Raw genomic sequence first — 25,431 nt, 5'->3', positions numbered from 1 at the left:
CCTCGGCAGGCAAGACGTCGGGCGGGCCGGGCACGTTGCCCGCCCGGCCGGACCGGCGTCCGGGCTCCGCACGCCGTCCGGCTCAGGCGAAGTAGACCCCACCGAGGACAACGGCCGGTGCCGCCACGGCGAACAGCGGGATCCGCGGGACCGCCCGGCCCGGTGCGCGAGGGGATTCGCGACGCTGCGCGCCCGGGTCGTCCGGCGGTGTGCTCACCGGTCCGCGGCCACCGCCGCCTGGGGGCGGATCGGGAGGCGGTTGACCGGGCGGCCGGTGGCGGCGCGTACCGCGGAGGCGATCGCCGCCGGGGCCGTCACCACCGGGACCGCGCTGACCGACTTGGCGCCGAAGGGCGCCACCACGTCCCGTTCCTCGACCAGTTTGACGATCCGGATGTCGGGGGCGTCGAGGGCGGTCGGGAGGGCGTAGCCGGTGAGGTCGGGGTGGCGGACCAGGCCGCGGGGCGTGCGCAGGTTCTCGGTGAGGGCGATGCCCACGCCCTGGGTGACGCCCGCCTCGATCCGGGCGGCCAGCTGGGCCGGGTTGAGGACCCGGCCGACGTCCTGGGCGACCGCCAGCTCCACCACCCGCACCGAGCCCAGCTCGACGTCCACGTCCACCACCGCGCGGATCGCGCAGAACGCGAGGCCCACGAAGGCGTCGCCCTGCCCGGCGGCGTTCAGCGGCTCGGTCGGATGCGGGCGGCACTGGGCCGTGGCCCACAGCTCCTTGCCCTCCAGCGCCTCCATGACGGTGGTCGACAGCACTCCGTCGTACGAGGTGATCTTGCCGTCGGTGATCTGGAGCAACTCCGTCGACATGCCGAACTTGTGCGCGAGCGGCTGGAGGAGCTGGGCGCGGACCATCTTCGCCGCGCGCTCCACCGCGCCGCCCGACACCCAGGTGTGCCGGCCCCGGCAGCCCGCGCCGGCCGGCGGCTGGTCGGTGTCGACGGGCGCGACGTGGACCTCCTCGATGCCGAGGGTCTCCTGGACGATCTGCCGGGCCAGCGTGGTGAAGCCCTGGCCGGTCTCCACGGCGGCGCACAGCACGGTGGCCACGCCGTCGTGGACCTTGACCGTGGCCGTGGACACCTCGTCGGCACCCTCCGCGCCCAGCATGTGCACCATGCCCAGGCCGTAGCCGACGCCCCGGCGCACCGCGCCCGGCTCGCCCGCGCCCTCCAGGCCGCCGGGCAGCAGCCACTCCTCCTCGGGTGTGTCCTTCGGCAGCGCGGGCAGCGGGAAGTCCCGTACCGCCTGGAGGAGTTCGGCGACCGGTGCCGGGCAGGTCACCGTCTGGCCGATCGGGAGGACGTCCCCGGTCGCCAGGACGTTGCGCAGGCGCAGCTCCGCCGGGTCCAGGCCCAGTTTCCGCGCCAGCTTGTCCATCTGCGCCTCGTAGGCGGCACACACCTGCATGGCGCCCTCGCCGCGTACGTGGCCGGAGGGCGGGTTGTTGGTGCGCACGGCCCAGCCCTCGATGAAGGCGTTCGGGACGACGTACGGGCCGCACGCGAAGGAGACGGCGGCCGCCAGGGCGTCGGCGGAGGTGTCGGCGTAGGCGCCCGCGTCCAGCAGGATCTGCGCCTCGACCTTGACCAGCCTGCCCTCGCCGTCGGCGTGGTGGCGGTAGCGCAGCAGGGTGGGGTGGCGGTGGACGTGGCCGAGGAAGGACTCCTCGCGGGTCGCCGTCAGCTTCACCGGGCAGCCGGTCCTCAGCGCGAGCAGGCCGAGCGGGATCTGGAAGCCCTGGTCCTCGCGGTCCGCCGTGGCGCCGGGCACCCCGGTGACGACGATCTTCACCCGATCGGGGGACAGGCCGTAGCAGGCGGCGGCCGTGTTGCGGTCGGTGTGCGGGTCGGTGGACGCGAGGTACAGCTCCACCCCGCCGTCCGGGCGCGGTACGGCGAGACCGGCTTCGGCGCCGATGGGTGCGGGGTCCTGGCGGCCGATGCGGTACAGGCCCTCGACCACGACCTCGCCGGCCGCCTCCGGGTCGCCGTGGCGCAGCGGGATGTGCCGGATCAGGTTGCCGTCGGGGTGCAACGGCTCGGCCTCGAAGGCGTGTTCCGGGTCGGTGACCGGGTCGAGGACCTCGTACTCGACGATGACGGCGGCGGCGGCCATCCGCGCGGTGTCCGGATGGTCGGCGGCCACGGCCGCGATGGGCTCGCCGTGGTGGCGTACGACGTCGGAGGCGAACACCGGCCGGTCGGGTGTGCCGCGGCCGTGGCGGGGCGTGCCGGGGACGTCCTCGTGGGTGATGACGGCACGGACGCCGGGCATCTCGCGCGCGTGGGTGGTGTCGATGGAGACGATGCGCGCGTGCGCGTGCGGGGAGCGCAGGACGGCCGCCCACAGCAGGCCTTCGGCCCAGAGGTCGGCGGCGTACGGGAAGGTGCCCTCGGTCTTGGCGCGGGCGTCGGCGTGCGGCAGGGAGACGCCGAGGCCGTGCGGCGACGGCTCGGCCGCGGGGGCGGGTTCCGCGGCGGTGGTCGCGATGCCGGCTTCGTTGCTCACGCCTGGCCTCCGTCCTGGCCGTAGTGCTGCTGGTCCTGCGGTCCCGGGGGCGTGGTGCCGTACGGGTCCGGCGTGTCGTACTGCTCCGGCGACCGGGGGACGGCGAACGCGCCCGGCGCCTCGAAGGCCGAGTGGTGGACGCCGCCGGAGCCGGGGGCCGCCTGGTGCGGGATGCGGGCCTCGTCCGGGTCCGTCCCGGGGCCCGCGTGGGCGGCCTCGCGCTCGGCGACGACTTCCTTGACGGCCTCCAGGACGCCCCGGTAGCCCGAGCACCGGCACAGGTTGCCGCACAGCGCCTGCCGGGCCTCCAGCTCGGTCGGCGCCGGGTTGCCCTCCAGCAGGTCGTGCACGGTCATCGCCATACCGGGCACGCAGAAGCCGCACTGCACGGCGCCGCAGCGGGCCAGCGCGCGCTGGACGTCGGAGGGCTGCCCGTCCACGGCCAGGCCCTCGACCGTACGGATCTCGCTGCCGGCCGTGGTGACCGCGGGGACCAGGCAGGACGCCACCAGCCGGCCGTCGACCTGGACGTTGCAGGCGCCGCACTCGCCCTGCGAGCAGCCGTCCTTGGCGCCCGCGAGGCCGAGCCGTTCGCGCAGCACGTAGAGCAGCGACTCGCCGATCCAGGCGTCGGTGACCGGCCGGTCGGCGCCGTTGACCCGCAGGACGAAGGAGGCGAGGGGGTGGTCGTCGTGCGGCGGCAGGGGCGCGGCGGAGGGCTCCTCGGCGCCGTCGGGCGCGGGTTCCCGGGCTTCCTGGTCCTCGTCGGCCGGGAGGACGTCCTCGGCGGCGCCGTCGTCCTCGGACGGCACCGGCGCGGCGGGCTCCGCCGTGGCCGGGTGCGCGGCGGCCTCGGGTACGTCGGTCACGGCCGGCTCACCGGTCGCGCCGGGGTCGGCGGCGGGCGTGTCGTCGGTCGCGCCGTCTGCTGCGTCGCCGGCTGCCGCCGGGTGAGCGGCGGGCTGCTCGACGACGGCCGCATCGGCGGCCGGCTCGGCTGCGGGCCGCGGGGCCGACGGCTCGGCGGACCGCTCGGCGGACCGCTCGGCGGCCGTCGCGGCGTCGTCGGGCGTGTCGGCCGGAGCCGTCTCCGGCGGGGCCGCCGGCGCCGGGTCCGCGGTGGCCTCCGGCGCGGCCGTGTCCGCCGCTGTGGCGGGCTCGGACGCGGGAGCCGGGTCGGTGGGCTGCTCGTGGCCCGCGAGGGGCTCCGCGGGGCGCTCGGAGGCTTCGGCGAGGCCGTGGGCGTCGGTTTCCGGAGCCGCGTCGGGCCCGGCCGGCCGGTGTGCCGGGACGACCGGTTCGCCGGGCGCGGCGGACGTGACCGTACCGGCGGGCGTGTCGCCGTCGGCGGCATCGTCGGGCCCGGCGTGCCCGTGCCCGGCCTCCGGGTAGCCGTCCTCGGCGTGCCCGGCCTCGACGTGACCGGCACTCACGTGACCGTCGTCGGCGTGCCCGGCGTGCCCGGCGTCCGGCAGGGCGTCGGCGTGTCCCGCGTCCCCGTGACCGCTCTCGGCGTGTCCGGCCTCCGGGTAAGCGTCCTCGGCGTGCCCCGCCTCGATCCCGACGGAACCGGCCCCGAGGTGACCGTCTTCGGCGTACGCGCCGTCTCCGTGACCGTCCTCGGCGTACGCGCCGTCCCCGTGACCGTCCTCGGCGTACGCGCCGGCCTCGTGACCGTCCTCGGCGTATCCCGCACCCGGGTAACCGTCCTCGGTCCGCCGCGCGTCGGTGTGGCCCGGGTCCGCGTAACCGGTTCCGTGGCCGTACTCCGTGCCGGGGCCGTACCCCGGGTCGGAGGTGTAGGCATCCGGGGCGGGGCCCGACGGGTGGGAGGTGGTGTGGTCGGGGAGGGGGGTGTCCCAGGGGCGGGGGGTGTCCGGTGCCGCCCAGGGGGCCGGGGCGCCGCCGGGCAGGGTGGCCGGGGGCGTGCCGCCCCACTGTTCGACCAGCGAGGACGTGGTGTACTCGCCGGACTCGTCCGGAAGATCGCCTCCGGCGACGGGGATGGACCACTGCCCGGTGACGTCGTGTCCCGGGGCGGCCGGGGCCGCGGGCTCCTCGAAGGTCCACTGCTGCGTGGCACCGGGCTCGTAGGTGAACCGGTCGTCGTGCGACGGCGCCGGCACGGCGTTCGGGTCGGGCCACTGGCCGCCCTCGGGCACCGGCCAGGCGGGCGCGGCGTCGGTGTGCGTGGCCGTGATCGGCGGCGGCACATAGCCGTGGCCCGGCGCGGCCAGCGGGCTGTCGCCGGCCAGCAGCGCGTCGATGCCTCCCTCGGGAAGCTGGACGAAGGCGGTGGCGCCGTCGTCGTAGTCGCCCTGGGGCAGCGGGTTCCAGCGCCCGCCGCCCTGGGGTGTGCCCTCTCCGTGCTGGTCGTCGGTCACGACAGCGCCCTCCCCAGTGCTCGTCGGGCCAGCGCGGCGACGGTGCGCCGCAGGTGCAGTACGGCGGGCGGAAGCGGGACCACCGTGCCGTCGGCCTCGGGGGCCGGGTCGGGGATGCAGGCCGCGGCGACGTACTCGCCGAAGGCGTGCAGGGCCTCCGGGACGAGGGCGCGGTCGTTGTCCCAGTCGATGAGTCCCGCGATCCACTGCTCGGCCTCCAGGGGCCTCAGCGGCATCGGCGCTATGGCGCCGACGGCGCAGCGCACGCCGCGCCGGGCGGGGTCGAGGACGAGGGCCACGGAGGCCAGCGCGCGGCCCGGGCCGGTGCGTCCGGTGGCTTTCAGGAAGACCTGCGGGGCGTGCAGCAGCGGTACGCGGACGTAGCCGATGAGTTCGCCGCCGCCGAGCATCTCCACGCCGGCCAGCAGGTGCGACACCGGGATCTCCCGGCGGGCTCCGCCCGGGCCCGCGATGATCAGCGTCGCCTCCAGGGCGGCCAGCACCGGCAGCGCGTCACCGGTGGGCGCGGCGGAGGCGATGTTGCCGCCCAGGGTGCCCGCGTTGCGGATGTGCGGCGGGCCGGCGGCGCGCGCGGCGGCGGCGAGTGCCGGGATGAGGGCCGCGAAGTCGGGGCGGCCCATGCGCGCGTGGGTGAGGCCCGCGCCGAGCAGCGCGTGGCCGTCCTGGTACTGCCAGCCGCGGATCTCGCTGATGCGGCCCAGTCCCACCAGCGCGGCCGGCCTGAGCTGACCGGAGTTGACGGCGGCCATCAGGTCGGTGCCGCCCGCCACGGGGACGGCGGTGGGCAGGGCCGCGAGGGCCGCCACCGCCTCGTCCAGCGTCGTGGGCAACGTGACGGCCTGCGCCGTCTGCGGTGCGTGCGTGGTCAAACCGGCTGCCCCTTCCCGCTGCCCCACCTGGTCCCGCCTGTGTTGCCGTACGGTACGTGCTGACAGGGCGGACGACGCAACTCTGGCACATCTTCGCAACGCCCGAACGCGGGGGTCCGCTAGGAGGCTTTCGCCCACCTCACCGGGGGGATGATCCGGTTTCGCACGGCATCGCCGGTGCGTACGGATTGCCACTCTTCGGTGATACTGCCGGGGTTTTTCCGGCACTTGTTCGGGGTGGAGCGGTGCGGGACGGGGCGGGGCCGTGCGGTCAGCGGTTCGGGGGCGGTCCCTCGATCGGGCGGCCGGGCACGCCCGGGCGGCGCTGCCACGGCCGGGGTCCGGCGGGTGGCCGGTAGGCGACGCCGAGGGCGTCAAGTCGCCGGTAGTGGGCGGTCATCCGGCGTTCGAAGTCGGGGTAGTCCCGGTCGGCGGGGGCGGGCAGCGGGCTCCAGGCGACCTCGGCGAGGGCGGCGAGGCGGGGGAAGGCCTGGTAGTCCACGCGCGCGGAGTCCTCCAGCACCTCGGTCCACACGTTGGCCTGGGTGCCCAGCACATGCCGGGCCTCCTCCTCGGTGAGCCCGGCCGGGACGGGTTCGAACCGGTAGACGTCCTCCAAGGTGCGCACGAAGCCGATCGGCACCGGTTCGTCGTCGCCGGGGGCCTGCCGGTGGTCCAGGTAGACGTACTGCTCGGGGCACATGACCACGTCGTGTCCGGCCCGGGCGGCGGCGATGCCGCCCGCGTAGCCCCGCCAGGAGGCGACGGCCGCGCCCGGCGCGAGCCCGCCCTCCAGGATCTCGTCCCAGCCGATGAGGCGGCGCCCGCGCGCGGCCAGCCAGGCGTCGAAGTGCCCGATGAACCAGGACTGGAGCGCGTCCTCGTCGGTGAGGCCGAGGTCGGCGATGCGGGTCTTTGCGGTGACGGACTCGGTCCACTGCTCCTTGCGGCACTCGTCGCCGCCGACGTGCACGAACGCGGAGAACCCGGCCGCGTCGGCGGGGAAGAGCTCCAGGACCTCCTCGAACACGCCTTCGTAGAAGCGCAGCGTGGTGTCGGTGGGGGCGAGGACGTTGGACGAGATGCCCCAGGTGTCCCAGACGGACAGGGCGGCGGTGTCGACGACGTCGGTGTTGCCGAGTTCCGGGTACGCGGCGATGGCGGCCTGCGAGTGGCCCGGTACGTCGATCTCGGGAACGACGCTGATGTGCCGCTCGGCGGCGTAGGCGACGATCTCCCGGATGTCGTCCTGGGTGTAGTACCCGCCGTGCGGTTTCTCGTCCCACAGCGGTGAGGCCCGGTGGCCGAATTTGGTCCGCGCGCGCCAGGAGCCGGTTTCGGTCAGTTTCGGATACCGCTTGATCTCGATCCGCCAGCCCTGGTCGTCCGTCAGGTGCAGGTGCAGCACGTTGAGTTTGTGCGCGGCCATCAGGTCCAGATAGCGCAGCACGCCCTCCTTGGGCATGAAGTGCCGGGCGACGTCGAGGAGCAGACCGCGCCAGCGGAACCGGGGAGCGTCCTCGACGGTCAGCGGGGGCACGGAACGGGCGGTGCCGGGGCGCACGGGGGCGCGGCGGAAGGCGTCGGCGCCGAGCAGCTGGCGCAGGGTCTGGGCGCCCCAGAACACGCCCGCCGGCCCGCCGCCGCGGATCTCCACCCCGTCGCCGGCGGCGGCGGTGAGCCGGTACGCCTCGGGGGCCAGGGTGTCGTCCAGCAGCAGCCGTACGCCGTCGCGGGCGTCCCCGGGCCCGGGGCGCAGCGGCAGGTCCAGGGCCGCACCGAGGGTGGCGCGCAGCCAGCGTTCGGTGCGTTCGGTGCCCGGGCCGGCCCACAGCGTGGTGTCCGGGCCGAGCGGCACGCCCGGTCCGGTCGGCTCCTCGACGGCGCGCGGCGCCGGAATCAGTTCCACGTCCTCAGCCCCCTGAGACAGGTTGTTGCAATATGCGCAACGGTCGTTGCACAAAGCGACACCTCGAAGGCTAGGCACTGCGCCCGGCCCCCACAAGAGGTCTGGACCAGTCGGCGGCCGGAAAACACGAAGGTCCCCGGGACGCGCCGCGCGCGCCCCGGGGACCTCACCGCCTCCGGCCGGGCCGGGGACCTACTTGTCGCCGCCCTTGCCCTTGCCCTTGTCGTCGCCGCCGCTGCCCATGGATTCGTAGATCTCCTTGCACATCGGGCAGACGGGGTACTTCTTCGGGTCGCGGCCCGGCACCCAGACCTTGCCGCACAGCGCCACGACGGGGGTGCCGTCGAGGGCGCTCGCCATGATCTTGTCCTTCTGGACGTAGTGGGCGAAGCGCTCGTGATCGCCGTCGCCGTGGGACACCTGCGGCGTCGGCTCTACGAGGGTCCCCGTACCAGTCCCGCGCTCGGGCTCGAGAGTGCTCATAACAGCCAGGGTACTGAAGCTCACAGGCATCAGTTGAGCGAAGGGTCGTCCGGATACGTGGCCACCATCGCCAGTTCGCTGCGCTGGCGGCGCAGCACCTCGCGCCACAGCCGTTCCGGGGCCGGCGAGGACACGTCGCCGGGCTCGGACTCCACGACGTACCAGGCGCCCTCCACCAGCTCGTCCTCCAGCTGGCCGGGGCCCCAGCCGGCGTACCCGGCGAAGATGCGCAGGCTGCCCACGGCCGAGGCGAGCAGCTCCGGCGGGGCCTCCAGGTCCACCAGGCCGATCGCGCCGTAGACCCGCCGCCAGCCGAGCGGCGCCCGGTCGCCGTCGGCGCCGCCCGGGATGACCGCCACGCCCAGCGCCGAGTCCAGCGACACCGGGCCGCCCTGGAAGACCACACCGGGCTCGCCGGCGAGGTCGGCCCAGCCCTCCAGGATGTCTCCGACGACCACCGGGGTGGGCCGGTTCAGGACGACACCGAGGGAACCCTCCTCGTCGTGGTCGAGGAGGAGCACCACCGCACGGTCGAAGTTCGGGTCCGCCAGGGCGGGAGTGGCCACGAGCAGCCGCCCTGTGAGCGAGGACACCTCGGTCATGCCAGACATGATCCCGCATCTTCCCCGGCCGTGGGGACCCAATCGGGGGCACGGGAGTGAAGGCGGCCCGGGGGCGGACACCACCCCGGCGCACACCGGGGCGCCGGTGACCCCATGTGCCCGAAAGGGAACGGTTCGTGTTGTGACACAGCTATGACCGACTGGCCGGGTACTGGGCTTACGGGAGGGGGGTAATCGGCGATTACCCTGTCTTCCCGGCCCCTGCGCACAGTGATCGGCCGGCCCCTGACCAACTCATCGGAACGCGAGATTCATGACCGTCAACGACGATGTCCTGCTTGTCCACGGCGGAACCCCGCTGGAGGGCGAGATCCGTGTCCGCGGTGCGAAGAACCTCGTACCGAAGGCCATGGTCGCCGCCCTGCTGGGCAGCGAGCCGAGCCGACTGCGCAACGTTCCGGACATCCGTGACGTGCGGGTCGTCCGCGGCCTGCTCCAGCTGCACGGGGTGACGGTCCGTCCGGGCGAGGAGCCCGGCGAACTGGTGATGGACCCGACGCACGTCGAGAGCGCCAACGTCGCCGACATCGATGCCCACGCGGGTTCCAGCCGCATCCCGATCCTCTTCTGCGGCCCCCTCCTGCACCGTCTCGGCCACGCGTTCATCCCCGGTCTCGGCGGCTGTGACATCGGCGGCCGGCCCATCGACTTCCACTTCGACGTGCTGCGGCAGTTCGGCGCGACGATCGAGAAGCGGGCCGACGGGCAGTACCTGGAGGCTCCGCAGCGGCTGCGCGGCACGAAGATCCGGCTGCCCTACCCGTCCGTCGGCGCGACCGAGCAGGTGCTGCTGACGGCCGTACTGGCCGAGGGCGTCACGGAGTTGTCCAACGCGGCCGTCGAGCCGGAGATCGAGGACCTCATCTGCGTGCTGCAGAAGATGGGCGCGATCATCGCGATGGACACCGACCGCACGATCCGCATCACCGGTGTGGACAAGCTCTCCGGCTACACCCACCGCGCCCTGCCGGACCGTCTGGAGGCCGCCTCCTGGGCCTCCGCCGCGCTCGCGACCAACGGCGACATCTACGTCCGCGGCGCCCAGCAGCGCTCGATGATGACGTTCCTGAACACCTACCGCAAGGTGGGCGGCGCCTTCCGGATCGACGACGAGGGCATCCGTTTCTGGCACCCGGGCGGGCAGTTGAAGTCCATCGCCCTGGAGACGGACGTGCACCCCGGTTTCCAGACGGACTGGCAGCAGCCGCTGGTGGTGGCCCTGACCCAGGCCACGGGCCTGTCCATCATCCACGAGACGGTGTACGAGTCCCGGCTCGGCTTCACCTCCGCGCTGAACCAGATGGGCGCGCACATCCAGCTCTACCGCGAGTGCCTGGGCGGCTCCGCCTGCCGCTTCGGCGCGCGCAACTTCCTGCACTCCGCGGTCGTCTCCGGCCCCACCAGGCTCCAGGGCGCCGATCTGGTCATCCCTGACCTGCGCGGCGGCTTCTCGTACCTCATCGCGGCCCTCGCCGCCGAGGGCACGTCCCGCGTCCACGGCATCGACCTGATCAACCGCGGCTACGAGAACTTCATGGACAAGCTCGTGGAACTCGGCGCGAAGGTCGAACTGCCGGGCAAGGCGCTCGGCTAGCGGTCCGGGTACACCAAAGGGCGGCCCCCCTCGGCGGAAGGGGGGCCGCCCTTTGCGGTGTCCTTTGCTGATGCGCCCGAAGGGGCCCGGGGAACTGCGCGGCCAGCGGATGCGGCTCCGCAGTCACCCACGGCGCTCCGTCGAACGGCGCCTCAGCGGGCCGGCGCTCGAAAGGGAGCGCTTACTTGCCCTTGGCGGCTTCCTTGAGCTTGCTGCCGGCGGTGACCTTCACGCTGTAGCCGGCCGGGATGTTGATGGGCTCGCCGGTCTGCGGGTTGCGCGCGGTGCGAGCGGCACGGTGGGTGCGCTCGAAGGTCAGGAAGCCAGGGATGGTGACCTTCTCGTCGCCCTTGGCGACGATCTCGCCGACGGTCTCGGCGAACGCGGCCAGCACGGCGTCGGCGTCCTTGCGGGTCACCTCGGCGCGGTCGGCCAGCGCGGCCACCAGCTCACTGCGGTTCATGTTGTTACTCCCGTGTTTTTCTTGCCGTTGGGGTGTGCCACGCGGCGGTGCCGCCCGAGGCACTGCGATGCCGATGCGCTCGCGCCCTTGGGGTCGCCCCCGGGGATGTGATCCCCGGAGGAGCATCCTGCCCCTACCTGCGGCGGGAAAGCCAATCCGGCACCCGTAGGAGTCGTGAGAACACCCTGGGGAGTCACACGAAAAGCGCCTGCTCGGCCGTCACCCTAGAGTGCGCCCGGCATCCGGTGGTTCCACGACGCGCCGGTGCGGTGGGGCGCGTGGCGATGCTCACAGCCCTCCGCACCGTACGGCACGCCGTGCTCAGGCCGTCGCGCCGGCCGCCTTGGCGGCCTCCCGGACCGCTCCGGCCACCGCGCCCGCGACCTTGTCGTTGAAGACGCTGGGGACGATGTAGTTCGGGTTCAGCTCGTCCTCGCTGACGACGTCGGCGAGGGCCTTCGCGGCCGCGAGCATCATCTCGGTGTTGACCGTGCGGGACTGGGCGTCCAGCAGGCCGCGGAAGACACCCGGGAAGACCAGCACGTTGTTGATCTGGTTCGGGAAGTCGGAGCGGCCGGTGGCCACGACGGCGGCCGTCTGCCGGGCGATCGCCGGGTCCACCTCGGGGTCGGGGTTCGCGAGCGCGAACACGATGGCGCCCTCGGCCATGGCGGCCACGTCGGCGCCGTCCAGGACGTTCGGGGCGGAGACGCCGATGAAGACGTCGGCGCCGCGCACGGCCTCCTTCAGGGTGCCGGTCAGGCCCTCGTGGTTGGTGTTGTCGGCGATCCAGCGCAGCGGCGAGTCGGCCGGGGCGTTCACCAGGTCTTCGCGGCCGGCGTGCACGACGCCGTGGATGTCGGCGACGACGGCGTTCTTCACACCGGCCGCCAGCAGCAGCTTCAGGATGGCCGTACCGGCCGCGCCGGCGCCGGACATGACGACCCGGATGTTCTGGATGGGCTTGTCCGTCACGCGCAGGGCGTTGGTCAGGGCGGCGAGCACGACGATGGCGGTGCCGTGCTGGTCGTCGTGGAAGACCGGGATGTCCAGGGCCTCGCGCAGCCGGGCCTCGATCTCGAAGCAGCGCGGCGCGGAGATGTCCTCCAGGTTGATGCCGGCGAAGCCCGGGGCGATCGCCTTGACGATCTCCACGATGGCGTCGCTGTCCTGGGTGTCCAGGCAGATCGGCCAGGCGTCGATGCCGGCGAAGCGCTTGAAGAGGGCCGCCTTGCCCTCCATGACGGGCAGCGCGGCCTTGGGGCCGATGTTGCCGAGGCCCAGCACGGCGGAACCGTCGGTCACGACCGCGACGGAGTTGCGCTTGATGGTGAGGCGGCGGGCGTCCTCGGGGTTCTCGGCGATGGCCATGCAGACGCGGGCCACACCGGGCGTGTAGACCATGGACAGGTCGTCACGGTTGCGGATGGGGTGCTTCGACGCCATCTCGATCTTGCCGCCGAGGTGCATCAGGAACGTACGGTCGGAGACCTTGCCGAGCGTGACACCCTCGATGCCGCGCAGCTTCTCGACGATCTCCTCGGCGTGGGCCGTGGAGGTGGCCGCGATGGTGACGTCGATACGGAGCTTCTCGTGGCCGGACGCGGTGACGTCGAGGCCGGTCACCGAGCCTCCGGAGGACTCCACGGCGGTGGTGAGCTGCGATACGGCCGTTCCGCTCGCGGGCACCTCCAGCCGGATCGTCATCGAGTAGGAGACGCTGGGCGCCGTTGCCATGGCCGACTTCCTCTGCTTTCACCGTGTCGCGAGTTGTGCCGTCCGATCGTCGCACCTACCGCTCAGTACGTGGTAGTCGCCCTGGGTTACGGACGTTTTGTTCACGCGACGTTCCCTATGGGGTGCGTGGTTTCGGAAAACCACTTCCACCATACGAGAAACGATCGGGGGAGGAAAGAGGCGTCGGGAGCAAAGAAAGAGGCCCACGTCACATCCGTGACGTGGGCCTCCCACGTTTACGACACCGACCCGCCATGCTCGCCTCGCGGCAAGTGGTCGCTCGTGGCGACGAAGGTTGGGCCCGGGGGCTTGGATCGGGCCGGTGCCACGTCAAGGCTAACAAACCCTGGCGCAAGGCCATTCCCGGTGCGCGGGATTGCCGGGAAATCAGTCCCTGAGCAGGTCCGGAACCCCCGCCGCGTCCGGCTCGTCCCGCTCCGCCGAGACCACCGTCAGCTGCTGCGTGGCCCTGGTCAGCGCCACGTACAGCACGCGCAGTCCGGCCGGCGACTCGTCGGCGATCTCCGCGGGCGACACGACGACCGTCGCGTCGTACTCCAGGCCCTTGGCCTCCAGGCTGCCCAGGGCCACCACCCGGTCGCCCAGCCCGGCCAGCCAGCGCCGGGCCTCCTCGCGCCGGCCCATCGCCACCACCACGCCGACCGTGCCGTCCACCAGGCCGAGCAGCCGCTCGGCCTCCGCGCGCACCGTCCGTCCCAGCGAGTCCGCCACGACGGTGAAGCGCGGCTCGATCCCGGTGGACCGCACGGCGACCGGCGACTCGGCGCCGGGCATGGCGAGCGCGAGCACCCTCGCGGCCAGCTCGGCGATCTCGGCCGGGTTGCGGTAGTTCACGGTGAGCTGGAAGCGGCGCCTGGGCCGGGTGCCGAGCGCCTCGTCGCGGGCCTCGGCCGCCTCGTCCGGGTCGGACCAGGAGGACTGCGCCGGGTCACCGACGACCGTCCAGGTGGCGTGCCGGCCGCGGCGGCCGACCATGCGCCACTGCATCGGCGTCAGGTCCTGCGCCTCGTCCACGATGACGTGCGCGTACTCGGTGCGCTCCTGCGCCAGCCGCTCGGCCCGCTCGCGCTGGGTCTCCTCGCGCACCGGCATCAGCTCCTCCAGGCCGGTGAGCTGGTCCAGCGGGTCCAGTTCGCGCTTCTTGCGGGGCCGGGCCGGGGCGCCGAGGATCGCCTGGAGCTCGTCGAGCAGGGCGATGTCGTGCACGGAGTGGCCGTCCCGGCGCAGCGAGCGGGCGACCTTGCGGACCTCGCCGGGGTTGAGCACGCGCCGGGCCCAGCGGCCGAGCCGCTTCTCGTCGGCCATGGCGGCGAGCACGGCCTTCGGGGTCAGTTCGGGCCACCAGGCGTCGAGGAACGCCAGGAAGGAGTCCTCGCTCGTGATGTCCTCGTCGAAGGAGGAGCGCAGCTCGGCGGCCAGCTCCGGGTCGGTGTGCCGGCCGGCGGCGCCCGACCGGGCCCACAGGGCGTCCAGCAGCAGCTTGCGGGCGCGCGGGCGCAGCAGGTTGACCGGCGCGGTGCCGCCGAGCGCGGTGCGGCGGATTTGTTCCAGCTCGTCGGCCTCCAGTTCCAGCCGGCGCCCGAAGGCCACGACGCGCAGCCGGGAGGGCGGGCCGTCGTGGGGCGGGCGCTCGCCGTCCCCGGTGCCGGCCGGGACGGCCGGGCCCAGCTCCAGGGCGCCCCGGGCGGCCTTGCGCAGCACCTTCAGCATCCGCGAGGAGCCCTTGGCGCGGGCCACGGCCGGGGAGTCGTAGACGGTGGCCTCCGCGCCGTCGACCAGCGAGCCGATGGCGCGGATGGCGACCTGGCCCTCCTCGCCGAGCGAGGGCAGCACGCCCTCGGTGTAGGCGACCAGCAGCGGCGTCGGCGAGACGATGAGGATGCCGCCCGCATAACGTCTGCGGTCCTGGTAGAGCAGGTAGGCGGCGCGGTGCAGGGCCACGGCGGTCTTGCCGGTGCCCGGCCCGCCCTCCACGTAGGTGACGGAGGCGGCGGGGGCCCGGATGACCAGGTCCTGTTCGGCCTGGATGGAGGAGACGATGTCCCGCATGGTGTGCCCGCGGGCCTGGCCGAGGGCCGCCATCAGGGCGCCGTCGCCGATGACGGCCAGTTCGCGGCCGTCCAGGAAGGCCGTCAGCTCCGGCCGCATCAGGTCGTCCTCGACGCCGAGCACCCGGCGCCCCTTGGACCGGATGACCCGGCGCCGCACCACCCGTCCCGGCTCCACGGGCGTGGCCCGGTAGAAGGGCGCGGCGGCGGGCGCCCGCCAGTCGATGACCAGCGGGGAGTAGTCCTCGTCGAGGACTCCGATCCGGCCGATGTGCAGCGTTTCGGCGATGTCGGCGGTGTGGTCGTCGCGCACCGCTCCCTCGGCGGGCTCGACGGCCGTGTAGGCGCCGTCGGGGCCCTTCTTGCCGTCCTTGCCGGGCAGCAGGTCGATCCGTCCGAAGAGGAAGTCCTCGAACTCGTTGTTCAGCCGGTTCAGATGGACGCCGGCCCGGAACACCTGCGCGTCCCGTTCGGCGAGCGCGCCCGGGGTGCCGACCTGGCCGCGCTGGGCCGCGTCCCGCATCAGGAACTCGGCCTCGTGGATCTTCTCCTCGAGCCGCCGGTACACCCGGTCCAGGTGTTCCTGTTCGACGCTGATCTCCCGGTCACGGACGGAATCGTGTGTCTCGTGTACCGAGTCGACCGCGGACTGCTGAAGCTGAGCGGCCACCGGGCCCCCTTCTGACGTGCTGGGCAGCCGTCAACCGTACGCGAAGGGGGCCCGACAAAGCTACGGGGCGGTCACCCGGGGCGCGCCCGCGCTACGCGTCGACCTCCACCAGCTTCCTCCCCTCGAACGTCACCACCTCGAAGTGGTCGATCTCGTCGGGCCGGAAGGCGGCGGCCCCGCCGATGTAGAGCGGTTTGCGCGCGTTCTCGGCTTGGGCGTCCGGGATGCCGTATCCCCAGTCGGGCACCGACCACGACGACATGGTCACGCGCTGGCCGTTCTTGGCGACGAGCACCAGGGAGCACTTCAGCGGGCCCTTGACGTTCTTCAGCTCCAGCACCGCCTGGGTGCCCCAGTCCTTGCCCGCCAGCGCGACGGTGGCGCTGACATGCGTCGAGGCGTCCGTGGCGGACTTGCGGTCGGACATGGTGCGGAACGCGGACTGGGCCGGTGCCGCGGCGGCCTGGCCGCTCCCGTCCGAGCCGCCGCCGGCCGCCACCGCGGCCAGCGGGCCCGCGATGACCAGCGCCGCCGCGGCGGCGATCATGTAGAAGCCGCGCCGGCGCTTGCGGGCGCGCTGCTCGGCGACCTCGTCCACCAGCTTCTCCGCCAGCCGCGGGCCGGGCCTGGCGGCCAGCGACTCGCCGATCGCGGGGGTGCCGCCGGAGCCCGGCAGGTCGGCCAGCGCGGCGAGCATCGGCTCCATGCCGGCCAGCTCGTCCAGCTGCCGGGCGCACCAGTCGCAGCCGGCGAGGTGCGTCTCGAAAGCGGTTGCCTCGGCGTCGTCGAGGATCCCGAGGGCGTAGGCGCCCACGGTCTCGTGTTCGCTCGGCACCGAAGATCCCTGGCTGGGGTTCATGGGCCCAGACATACCCGGACCACCCGGTCCGAATCCCTGCACTCCCCCGTACCCGTTGCTCATCACGCCGTCACCCCCCGCTCCTCCAGCGCCAGCTTCATCGACCGCAGGGCGTAGAACACCCGGGAGCGGACGGTACCGCTGGGTATGCCCAGTGTTTCGGCCGCCTCATTGACGGTACGCCCCTTGAAATACGTCTCGACGAGCACCTCCCGGTGGGCCGGGGTCAGGTCGTCGAGCGCGTCCGACAACGTCATCAGCCACAGCGCCTTGTCGATCTCGTCCTCCGCGGGGATGACCTCCAGCGGCGACGGATCGACCTCCTGCGGCCGGGCCTGCCGGCTGCGGTGGCCGTCGATGACGATGCGGCGTGCGACCGTCACCAGCCAGGGGCGTACCGAACCGGTCGCCCGATTGAGCTGACCGGCGTTCTTCCAGGCACGGATGAGCGTTTCCTGCACGACGTCCTCGGCACGCTGCCGGTCACCGGCGACCAGCCTGAGGACGTAGGCGAGCAGAGGTCCGGCGTGCTCCCGGTACAGCGCGCGCATCAGCTCCTCGTCCGGCTCCGCGGACGGTGCGGGCACGCGCGGTTCCGAGGGCTGTGAGGACATGCGATGTCGGGCCCTCGTTCCACGGTCCTTGGCCACGGCCGCATCCTTGCGCACGCCCACCTCCGGTGTCCGGGGGTTCCCCCAGTCGGTCGCTCGTCCACCCGTACGCAGCGGGACGGCGCGGTGTTCAAACCGGAGGCGCGGATTTCCCCGGGTCGCCGCGAAGAGCGGGACATACCCGCGCAGTTCCGCCCCGGAATCTTCACCCGGGCGACACGGCCGTGCCCGGCGCCGCCGCGTCAGGCGCGGGCGAGCGCGGCCCGCCGCCGGTGCCGGGCGACCCGTTCCCGGTTGCCGCACACCTCGCTGGAGCACCAGCGGCGGCGCCGCCCCCGGGAGGTGTCGAGGTACACCAGGGGACAGGCGTCCCCGGCACACCGCCGCAGCGAGGCGCGGGCGACGGGATCGGTGAGCAGGTCCACGGCGTCCCGGGCGACGACGGCGAGCAGCGCGGCGCACCCGGGCGCGTCCGCCAACTCTCGTACCAGGAGGCCGTCTTCGCCGGGTACGGCGACGGGCACGGGCGGCGCCGGCCGGGCCGCCTGGTTGACCCGCCCGAGCACGTCCCCGTACGCGGTCTCCTCCCCGCCCAGCAGTCCTCGCACCAAGTGCCCGACGTCGTCGCGCAGTTCCCGGAAGGCGGCCGGCCAGGAGGCGTCCGCGTGCCCGAGCGGAGTGCCGGCCGGCACCAGCCCGGCGCCGGCGATCCACGCGCACAACGCGCCCACACCGTCCAGGTGTTCGTGCGGATGCCGGGTGGCGAGCAGGTCCAGACACACCCGTCCGGCATCGAACCGCAGCGGGTACGCGGACGGGTCTGCGCCGAGTGCCATGTGCCAGTCACCGCCTAGGCAGAAACCGCGCCGGGACGTACGGCCCCTCGCGCGGACGGCATACGGGGCCACCGCGCCCCGCCTCCTCCACAGTGCCCGGCGGTGGGTCGGGCGGGGAAGCCCTCGCGCGGGGAACGGGCCGGGCGGCACGGTCCGGGGACGCGCACGACCATGGCGCGATGACGCGTCGTCTTCCGCCGGGCCGCGGTCCCGCGGGACGGCGTACGGGGCTGTGGCCGGCGTCCGTCCTACGTGTCCGCGTACTTCGTGTCCGCCGCCGGGTCCAGTGCCAGCCGGTATCCCCGTTTCACCACCGTCTGGATCAGCTTCGGCGCGCCGAGGGACGTGCGCAGACGGGCCATGGCCGTTTCCACGGCGTGCTCGTCGCGGCCCGCGCCGGGCAGGGCCTTGAGCAGGTCCGCGCGGGAGACCACCCAGCCGGGGCGGCGGGCCAGGGCCCGCAGCAGGGACATGCCGGCGGGCGGGACCGGCTTGAGTTCGCCGTCGACCACGACCGCGTGGCCGCGGATCTCCACCCGGTGCCCGGCGACGGGCAGCGCACGGGCGCGGGCCGGGAGTTCCTGGCACAGCAATTGCACCAGCGGGCCCAGGCGGAACCGTTCCGGCTGGATGGTGTCCACCCCGTACGCCTGGAGCGGCAGCGCGGTGACCGGGCCGACGCAGACGGGCAGGACGTCGCGGCCCAGTGCCGACAGCAGCTCGTCCAGCAGGCCGCGGTCCCGCGCGCGGGAGAGCAGGGAGGCGGCGGCGGGGGCGCTGGTGAAGGTCAGGGCGTCCAGGCCGCGTCCTACGGCCGTGTCCAGCAGGCGGTCCAGCGGGCCGGTGTCCTCCGGGGGCATCCAGCGGTAGACCGGCACCGCGAGCACCTCCGCCCCGGCGGCCCGCAGCGACTCGACGAAGCCGGGAAGGGGTTCGCCGTGCAGCTGGACGGCGACGCGGCTGCCGTCGACGCCCTCCTCCAGGAGCCGGTCGAGCACCTCGGCCAGGGACTCGGAGGAGGGCGACCACTCCTCGGTGAGGCCCGCCGCCCGGATCGCGCCCTTGACCTTCGGGCCGCGGGCCAGCAGCCGTGCCCCGCGCAGCCGGCCCACCAGCTGTTCGCCGAGGCCCCAGCCGTCGGCGGCCTCGACCCAGCCGCGGAAGCCGATCGCGGTGGTGGCCACGACGACGTCCGGTACGTGGTCGATGATCTCCTTCGTGGCGGCGAGCAGTTCGCTGTCGTCGGCGAGCGGCACGATCCGCAGCGCGGGAGCGTGCAGGACGGTGGCGCCGCGCCGCTGGAGCAGGGCGCCCAGCTCCTCGGCCCGGCGCGCGGCGGTGACGCCCACGGTGAATCCGGCGAGGGGTCCGTGCTCGGGTTGCTGCTCTTCGTCGTACATGGGCTCTCCTAGCTGACCGGCGCGCCGAGCGAGCCTGTCAACTCCGCGTGACAGGCTCGGTTCGGCTCGATGACACCGGTGTTACGTCACACCTCGGCATAACTGAGCTGGGCCTTCTCCTCCGACGCGGACGCCGTGTCCGAAATCCTCCCGGCCGGGCGGCGAAGGTATACGGCCCAGGTGACCACGAAGCAGACAGCGTAGAAGGCGAGGAACGCGACGAACGCGCCGGTCCCGGAGCCGTACGAGAGGAAGGACTGCCGGAAGGCGAGGTTGATGCCGACCCCGCCGAGCGCGCCGACCGCGCCGATCAGCCCCATGGCCGCGCCGGACAGCCGCCGGCCGTGCGCGACGGCCGCCTCGCCCGCCAGTCCCCGGGCCAGGGCCTTGGCCTGGAAGATGCCGGGGATCATCTTGTACGTCGAGCCGTTGCCGAGGCCGCTGAGCACGAACAGCACGACGAAGACGGACACGAACAGCGGCAGCGACTTCCGCATCCCGGCCCCGATCAGCACGGCGGTGGCGGCGGCCATGCCGACGTAGTTCCACAGGGTGATGCGGGCGCCGCCGTAGCGGTCGGCGAGCCAGCCGCCGACGGGGCGGATCAGGGAGCCGAGCAGCGGGCCGATGAAGGTGAGGTAGGCCGCCTGGAGCGGGGTCCGGCCGAACTGGTTGGTCAGCACCTGGCCGAAGGCGAAGCTGTAGCCGATGAAGGAGCCGAAGGTGCCGACGTAGAGGAAGGCCATGATCCAGGTGTGGCCGTCCCGGGCCGCGTCCTTGGCCGCGCCGGTGTCGTTCGTGACGGAGGCCAGGTTGTCCATGAACACCGCGGCGAGTACGGCGGCCACGACGATCAGCGGGATGTAGATGCCGAGCAGCACGCGGGGGCCGCCGCTCGCGCCGATGATGGCGAGCGCGATGAGCTGGATGACGGGGACGCCGATGTTGCCGCCGCCCGCGTTCAGGCCGAGCGCCCAGCCCTTCTTCCGCAGCGGGAAGAAGGCGTTGATGTTGGTCATGGAGGAGGCGAAGTTGCCGCCGCCGATGCCGGCCAGCAGGCCCACGAGGAGGAAGGTGGAGAAGGACGTCCCCGGCTTCATCACGGTGAACGCGGCGATGGTCGGGACGAGCAGCAGACTCGCCGAGACGACCGTCCAGTTCCGGCCGCCGAAGAGGGCCACGGCGAAGGTGTACGGCACCCGGACGACCGCGCCGACCAGCGTGACCACCGAGGTGAGCAGGAACTTGTCGGCGGGGGTCAGCCCGTACTCGGGGCCCATGAACAGCACCAGCACGGACCACAGGGTCCACACGGAGAACCCGATGTGCTCCGAGAGCACGGAGAACCACAGGTTCCGGCGGGCGATCCGCTCCCCGGTCGCGTTCCAGAACGCCTCGTCCTCCGGATCCCAGCGCTCGATCCAGCGGCCACGACGGGTTGGGACTGGGGCTGTCATCACGCCTCCACGGTGCTCCGGCTGCTCGGTCTGCCGACCACTGACTCAGCCCGAAGGTAGAAAGGGCGCGTTTCCGCCCTGTGCCACCGGGTGACCGGAAGGGAACGTTGCTCTCACTCGGGCGGGGAGCGGGCGGTGAGGGCACCCGGCCGGCCGGCGCGGTCCGCGTCCGCGACGCCAAGACCCCGTGCCGTGGCGGCGGCCGGGGTCCTGTCGACGGCAGCGGGGCCGGTGTCAGCCCTTGAGTTCGTTCGCGTCGATGACCTCGCCGGCCGGCGGAGCCGCGACGGTCACGGGCTTGTTGAACGCCGAGTACTCCAGCGAGCCCGGCTCCTTGCCGCCCTCGGTCGTCATCTTCAGCGCGTAGGGCTCTCCCTCGACGGCCACGAGGAGCGTCTGCCGCTCGGCGCCGTCCTTGCCGGTGAGCGTCAGGGCGCGCGTGCCGCCGACCTCGGTTTCCGGGCCCCGGGCGAGACGCGGCTCGTCCTCGTCCTTCTCGAACATCACGCCGGCGTCGCAGAAGGGGAACTCCTCGTCCGCCTTCGCGTCCGCACCCAGCTTGAACCAGCGTCCCTTGACGAGCTGGGTGAAGGCGTTCGTCTCGTCGGGCGACGAGCCGTCCTCCTTGCCCGACTGCTGCCAGAACTTCTCGTCGCCCTTCATGTACATCACGCCGCCGGCCTTGCGGATCTCGGCGGACCCGCCGGCGCGGGTGAAGGTTCCCTGGCAGTCACCCTTGGCGGCGACGGCGAAGTCGAAGCTCATGTCCGCGCCGTCGATGGTCATGTCGCCCTTGACCTTGAACGACTTCAGCTTGGTCATGGCCACGCGGGCCTTCTCGGAGATCTGGTCCCCGGTCAGCCCCTCGAACGCCTTCCCGGGCGAGGGCTTCGCGGAAGCGGAGGCGGACGCGGAGGTGCCGTTCTCCTTGCCGCCGGCCTTCTCGTCGTCACCCCCGCACGCGGTGAGCGTCAGAGCCGCCGTCGCGCACAGGGCCGCCGCAGCCAGAAGAGTACTTTTGGTCACCTTTTGCATCTCCTTTGAATTCCCGGTCCGCTGATGTGACTCGGCGGCCGCGCAAAGAGATGCGGCGACCGGCCAGTGATCCGGGTCACTCGGGCGCAAGACGGCCGGACCAACCCTCTGGAAGTGCTCAAGTGGTGTGGCGGGTGCCGCCCGTCGCGGCCACCATGATCCATATGAAGGGACTCGCGGGATTCGGCAGGAAGCAGGACTGTGTGCTCGTCATCCGGGACGCGGAGGTCGTCCTGGAGGCGTTGCGGGCGGCTCTGGACGGGGCCCCGGAGCAGGAGCGGGCCGGGCTGGAGCGGGCCGTCGCGGTGGCCGCCGGTGTCGCGGCGGCGGACGAGGGGCCGCTGCGGGCCGCGTGGGTGCGCGAGCGGCTCGCCGGGGTCGGGTTCGCCGGGGACATCGACTCCGTCGCCGCGATCAAGGCGCTGCGCCAGGCGGAGCCGGATCTGGGTCTGCTGGCCGCCGTCCAGTTGCAGCGGGACGCGGTCGCCCACCCGGCGTAGGACCGGCCGCCATGGTCTCCTCGTCCGCCGCCGGGATCCAGCCGTCGGCCGGGCGGCGCAGCCAGCCCTCCGTCCGGGCCGTCTCCGCCGCCGCCCGTCTCAGCGCCGTCAGGCCGGGGTGGACCAGGCCCTTGCGCCACACCAGGGAGACGGGTGACAGCGGGACGGGGGCGACGAGCGGGCGCAGGACCGTGCCGGGCATGGGCGGGAAGTCCACCACCGCCAGCACCGGGTTCCCGGTCTTCGCCATGACCCGGGCGAACTCCTCGTCGCCGACGGCCATCGGCAGCGGCGGGGCGAGCCGGACGCCCCGGTCCTCGAACAGGCGCCGGGCCAGGTCGGTCCACTCCCGGGTGCGCGGGTTGCCCGCGCCGGCGTACACCGTCTCCCCGGCCAGCGCGGACACCGGCACCTCGGGCGAGGACGCCAGCGGATGGTCCCCGGGCAGCACGACGGCCATCGGCTCGTACCGCACCGGCTGCTGCGCGAGGCCGGGACGGAGCGCCGGGTCGAGTCCGGCGAACCGGCCGAAGGAGGCGTCCAGGCGGCCGGCCAGCAGGTCGGCGGCGGCTTTGGTCAGACCGCTCTCGTAGCGGGCCATCAGCTCGCAGTCGGGAGCGAGTTCGCGGGCCCGGTACAGCACCCGGCGGCCGGTGGCCAGGCCCGGCGAGTTCAGGTCGACCAGCAGCGGACGGTCCTGGCCGGCCGCGAACGCGGCGAGCAGGTCGTCCTGGGCGGCGAGGACCCGGCGCGCGTGCGGCAGCAGGCGTTCCCCGTCGGGCGTGAGGGTGACCTGCCGGGTGGTGCGTACGAACAGCTCGGCACCCAACTCGCGTTCCAGGCGCCGTACATCGCGGCTCAGCGCCTGCTGGGCGACGTAGAGCCGGGCGGCGGCCCGGGTGAAGTGCAGGTCCTCCGCCACGGCCACGAAGGCGCGCAGCAGGCGCGGGTCCAGGGAAGCGGGCACGGTGGCGAATTTACAACGCGGGCGCGTCAATCGACGCCCGGCAGGTGTTGGACCCCGTGATCCGCTCCGGGTGACCGTGGGGCCATGCCGCAACAGACCACCGGCCGAGACGGCCGCCTCCGCTCGCGCACCGCTCGACTCACCGGTTACCGACGCCTGTTCGCCCTTCCCGGTGCCCGCGCCTTCACCACCGGCAACCTTCTCGCCCGGCTTCCCATGGGCATGTTCAGCGTGAGCGCGGTCGTGATGATCGCCGGTTCCCGGGGCTCGTACGCCCTCGCCGGGGCCGTCACCGCGACCGGGCTCGCGGCGACCGCGGTGGCCGGGCCCTGGGTCGCCCGGCTGGTGGACCGGCACGGGCAGGCCGTGATCGCGCTCCCGGCCACGGCCGTCGCGGTGCTCGGCAGCCTCGCGCTGCTGCTGTGCGTCCGCTACGACGCGCCGGACTGGACCCTGTTCGCGGCCTACGCCGGCACCGCGGCCACCCCGAACATCGGCGGCCTCTCCCGTGCCCGCTGGGCCCATCTGCTGCGGGACGAGCCCGGCGCGCTGCACGCGGCGAACGCGTTCGAGCAGGCGGCGGACGAGCTGTGCTTCATGCTCGGGCCCGTGCTCGCCTCCTTCCTGACCGGGACGTTCTTCCCGGAGGCGGGCACGCTCGCGGGCGCGGTGCTGCTGCTCGCCGGGATGCTGCTGTTCACCGCCCAGCGGGCGACCGAGCCGCCGCCGGCGGCCCGCTCCCAGGCACCTTCGCCGCTGCGCAGCCCGGGCATACCGCCGCTGCTGGCCTGTTTCCTCGCGACCGGAGCGGTGTTCGGCTCGATGGAGGTCGTCACGATCGCCTACGCCGACGCGCGGGGACAGCGCGCGGCGGCCGGTCTGGTGCTCGCGCTCCAGGCGGCGGGCTCGTGCGCGGCGGGACTGGCGTACGGGGCGCGAGGCCCGGCCGGTCCCCGGCTCACCCGGTGTCTGGCGGCGATGGCCGTGCTCATGGCGCTGCCCTGGGCGGCGGCCGGCACCGGCTCGCTCGTGGTGCTCGCCGGCGCGCTGCTGGTCGCGGGCATGGCGACCGCGCCGACCATGGTGACGGCGATGGCCCTGGTGCAGCGGCGCACGCCGGCGGACCGGCTGAACGAGGGCATGAGCCTGATGGTGACCGGGCTGCTCGCCGGGATCGCCTGCGGCTCGGCGACGGGCGGCTGGGCGAGCGAGCGCCTCTCCCCCGTCGCCGCCTTCGCCGTACCGGCCGCGGCGGCCTCGCTGGCCCTGCTCGTCGGCCTGGCGGGCGGACGGCGGGCATGACGAAGGCCCCGCCGCACGAAGCGGCGGGGCCTTCGCCCACATGGGGTCGACCCCCGGAGGGGTCTCGTGGAGATGGCGGGAATCGAACCCGCGTCCAACGGTGCGGAATCAGGGCTTCTCCGTGTGCAGTCCGCTGCGATTTTCTCGGCCCCGGAGATCACGCGGACAAGTCTCCGACGGGCTCAGTCACTGTTTGATTTCCCTCTGTACCCCGTGACCGGGTCTAGAGGTTTAGTTCCCTAGCTGATGCCAGGATCCGGGTCGGGAACAGCCCCGGGCTGACACTTCGCAAGTCGCTGATCAGGCAGCGAGGGCGAAGGAATCGCGCTTGGTGTTGGCGATTATTTTTTGCGACATATGGTTTACGAGATCATTGCCGCTTCCTCGACACGCTTCCCCTGCTTCGACAGCCGCTGTCGAAACCGATCATCCCCATGTTGTTTTTTCAATCCCCTCCGTGGAGGGTTGGCGCATCCTCTGTGGGATGCAGTGCCATCGTACGTGACCAACGCCCGACGATGCCAGCCTATTCCCGTCGGCCGGCCGGCTAGCCGCCGCGCTGCCTGCGCTTCGCCGCCGCGATCGCCCGGGCCGCCTCCCGCCGGTCCTGCTGCTCCCGCAGCGTCTGCCGCTTGTCGTACTCCTTCTTGCCGCGCGCGAGCGCGATCTCGGCCTTGGCCCGGCCGTCCTTGAAGTAGATGGCGAGGGGCACGATCGTGTGTCCCGTCTCCTGGGACTTCGCCTCCAGCTTGGCGATCTCCTCGCGGTGCAGGAGCAGCTTGCGCTTGCGGCGCGCGGAGTGGTTGGTCCAGCTGCCCTGGTGGTACTCCGGGATGTGGGCGTTGTGCAGCCACGCCTCGCCCTGGTCGATGTGGACGAAGCCGTCGGTCAGCGAGGTGCGTCCCTCGCGCAGCGACTTGACCTCCGTGCCCATGAGCACGAGCCCGGCCTCGTAGGTGTCGATGATCGCGTAGTCGTGCCGGGCCTTCTTGTTCTGGGCGACGATCTTGCGCTTGCCGCCCTTCTCGCCGTCCCTGGCCTTGGCGGCCCCGCCGCCCTGCTTGGGCTGGGACTCCTTCGGTACGTACATTCCCTTGCTCATAGTGCCGACCATTTTCG

Annotated in this window: 20 protein-coding genes and 1 other RNA gene; 3 read left to right on the top strand and 18 right to left on the bottom strand. The window is 73.2% G+C overall.

The annotated features are described in order from the left end of the window. Positions 1-213: 213 nt before the first annotated feature. From SCK26_RS23415 to SCK26_RS23390, 6 genes are all read right to left on the bottom strand, one after another. Positions 214-2,523, bottom strand: coding sequence for a xanthine dehydrogenase family protein molybdopterin-binding subunit (locus tag SCK26_RS23415; RefSeq protein ID WP_318203283.1), 2,310 nt, complete (start codon positions 2,521-2,523; stop codon positions 214-216). Further along, positions 2,520-4,907: a 2Fe-2S iron-sulfur cluster-binding protein gene (locus SCK26_RS23410; protein WP_318203282.1), complete on the bottom strand. Its 2,388-nt coding sequence runs from the start codon at positions 4,905-4,907 to the stop codon at positions 2,520-2,522. Before SCK26_RS23410 ends, SCK26_RS23415 begins: the two co-directional genes overlap by 4 nt. Then, complete coding sequence (locus SCK26_RS23405) at positions 4,904-5,797, bottom strand: FAD binding domain-containing protein (protein ID WP_318203281.1); 894 nt, start codon at positions 5,795-5,797, stop codon at positions 4,904-4,906. The genes SCK26_RS23410 and SCK26_RS23405 overlap by 4 nt, the downstream gene beginning before the upstream one ends. 271 nt (positions 5,798-6,068) lie before the next feature. Further along, positions 6,069-7,706, bottom strand: coding sequence for a beta-N-acetylhexosaminidase (locus SCK26_RS23400; RefSeq protein WP_318203280.1), 1,638 nt, complete (start codon positions 7,704-7,706; stop codon positions 6,069-6,071). Positions 7,707-7,898: 192 nt separating this feature from the next. After that, positions 7,899-8,189 carry a DUF3039 domain-containing protein gene (locus tag SCK26_RS23395; RefSeq protein ID WP_093696521.1) on the bottom strand — a complete coding sequence of 97 codons (291 nt, stop codon included), beginning with the start codon at positions 8,187-8,189 and terminating at the stop codon, positions 7,899-7,901. A 29-nt stretch (positions 8,190-8,218) separates the two neighbouring features. Continuing rightward, complete coding sequence (locus tag SCK26_RS23390) at positions 8,219-8,791, bottom strand: YqgE/AlgH family protein (protein WP_030610520.1); 573 nt, start codon at positions 8,789-8,791, stop codon at positions 8,219-8,221. Between the two features lie 274 nt (positions 8,792-9,065). Here SCK26_RS23390 and murA point away from each other — a divergent pair, with 274 nt between their 5' ends. Next, positions 9,066-10,406, top strand: coding sequence for a UDP-N-acetylglucosamine 1-carboxyvinyltransferase (gene murA / locus SCK26_RS23385; protein ID WP_318203279.1), 1,341 nt, complete (start codon positions 9,066-9,068; stop codon positions 10,404-10,406). 181 nt (positions 10,407-10,587) lie between these two features. Here murA and SCK26_RS23380 read toward each other — a convergent pair whose 3' ends face one another. The 9 genes from SCK26_RS23380 to SCK26_RS23340 all read right to left on the bottom strand — a co-directional run bounded on the left by SCK26_RS23380 (position 10,588) and on the right by SCK26_RS23340 (position 21,534). Further along, the gene (locus SCK26_RS23380) at positions 10,588-10,869 is read right to left on the bottom strand and encodes an HU family DNA-binding protein (RefSeq protein ID WP_023550134.1); all 282 of its coding nucleotides are present in this window, start codon (positions 10,867-10,869) and stop codon (positions 10,588-10,590) included. Positions 10,870-11,190: 321 nt separating this feature from the next. Then, positions 11,191-12,606 (bottom strand): NAD-dependent malic enzyme, encoded by a 1,416-nt coding sequence (locus SCK26_RS23375; RefSeq protein WP_318203278.1) that lies wholly within the window; start codon positions 12,604-12,606, stop codon positions 11,191-11,193. Between the two features lie 387 nt (positions 12,607-12,993). Continuing rightward, positions 12,994-15,345: a HelD family protein gene (locus SCK26_RS23370; protein WP_318203277.1), complete on the bottom strand. Its 2,352-nt coding sequence runs from the start codon at positions 15,343-15,345 to the stop codon at positions 12,994-12,996. Positions 15,346-15,436: 91 nt separating this feature from the next. Beyond that, positions 15,437-16,204 carry a zf-HC2 domain-containing protein gene (locus tag SCK26_RS23365; RefSeq protein ID WP_318203276.1) on the bottom strand — a complete coding sequence of 256 codons (768 nt, stop codon included), beginning with the start codon at positions 16,202-16,204 and terminating at the stop codon, positions 15,437-15,439. A gap of 62 nt (positions 16,205-16,266) precedes the next feature. Then, entirely contained in the window at positions 16,267-16,878 is a 612-nt protein-coding gene (locus tag SCK26_RS23360; protein ID WP_318203275.1) for a sigma-70 family RNA polymerase sigma factor, read from the bottom strand. Between the two features lie 179 nt (positions 16,879-17,057). Then, a complete protein-coding gene (locus SCK26_RS23355; RefSeq protein WP_318203274.1) occupies positions 17,058-17,651 on the bottom strand; it encodes a CGNR zinc finger domain-containing protein in 594 nt (197 codons plus the stop codon). Positions 17,652-17,899: 248 nt separating this feature from the next. Then, entirely contained in the window at positions 17,900-19,051 is a 1,152-nt protein-coding gene (locus tag SCK26_RS23350) for a uroporphyrinogen-III synthase (protein ID WP_318203273.1), read from the bottom strand. A gap of 86 nt (positions 19,052-19,137) precedes the next feature. Next, positions 19,138-20,508: a nitrate/nitrite transporter gene (locus tag SCK26_RS23345; protein ID WP_318203272.1), complete on the bottom strand. Its 1,371-nt coding sequence runs from the start codon at positions 20,506-20,508 to the stop codon at positions 19,138-19,140. Between the two features lie 234 nt (positions 20,509-20,742). Further along, complete coding sequence (locus SCK26_RS23340) at positions 20,743-21,534, bottom strand: hypothetical protein (protein WP_318203271.1); 792 nt, start codon at positions 21,532-21,534, stop codon at positions 20,743-20,745. Positions 21,535-21,707: 173 nt separating this feature from the next. On the opposite strand from SCK26_RS23340, the gene SCK26_RS23335 reads away from it, so the two are divergent. Beyond that, positions 21,708-22,043 carry a hypothetical protein gene (locus tag SCK26_RS23335; protein ID WP_318203270.1) on the top strand — a complete coding sequence of 112 codons (336 nt, stop codon included), beginning with the start codon at positions 21,708-21,710 and terminating at the stop codon, positions 22,041-22,043. Here SCK26_RS23335 and SCK26_RS23330 read toward each other — a convergent pair. Further along, positions 21,958-23,010: a LysR family transcriptional regulator gene (locus SCK26_RS23330; protein ID WP_318203269.1), complete on the bottom strand. Its 1,053-nt coding sequence runs from the start codon at positions 23,008-23,010 to the stop codon at positions 21,958-21,960. The genes SCK26_RS23335 and SCK26_RS23330 overlap by 86 nt on opposite strands. 84 nt (positions 23,011-23,094) lie before the next feature. Between SCK26_RS23330 and SCK26_RS23325 the strand changes: the two genes are divergently transcribed. Next, a complete protein-coding gene (locus tag SCK26_RS23325) occupies positions 23,095-24,312 on the top strand; it encodes an MFS transporter (RefSeq protein WP_318203268.1) in 1,218 nt (405 codons plus the stop codon). Positions 24,313-24,376: 64 nt separating this feature from the next. On the opposite strand, the gene ssrA is transcribed toward SCK26_RS23325, so the two are convergent. Together ssrA and smpB are read right to left on the bottom strand one after the other, a co-directional pair. After that, positions 24,377-24,746: a transfer-messenger RNA gene (ssrA, locus tag SCK26_RS23320) on the bottom strand. Positions 24,747-24,859: 113 nt separating this feature from the next. Further along, positions 24,860-25,402, bottom strand: coding sequence for an SsrA-binding protein SmpB (smpB, locus tag SCK26_RS23315; protein ID WP_318206073.1), 543 nt, complete (start codon positions 25,400-25,402; stop codon positions 24,860-24,862). Positions 25,403-25,431: the final 29 nt, after the last annotated feature.

It is taken from the genome of Streptomyces sp. SCL15-4 (assembly GCF_033366695.1).
Taxonomy (GTDB): Bacteria; Actinomycetota; Actinomycetes; order Streptomycetales; family Streptomycetaceae; genus Streptomyces.
The sequence above is the reverse complement of the archived record's forward strand: the minus strand, read 5'-3'. Positions and strand labels throughout refer to the sequence as shown.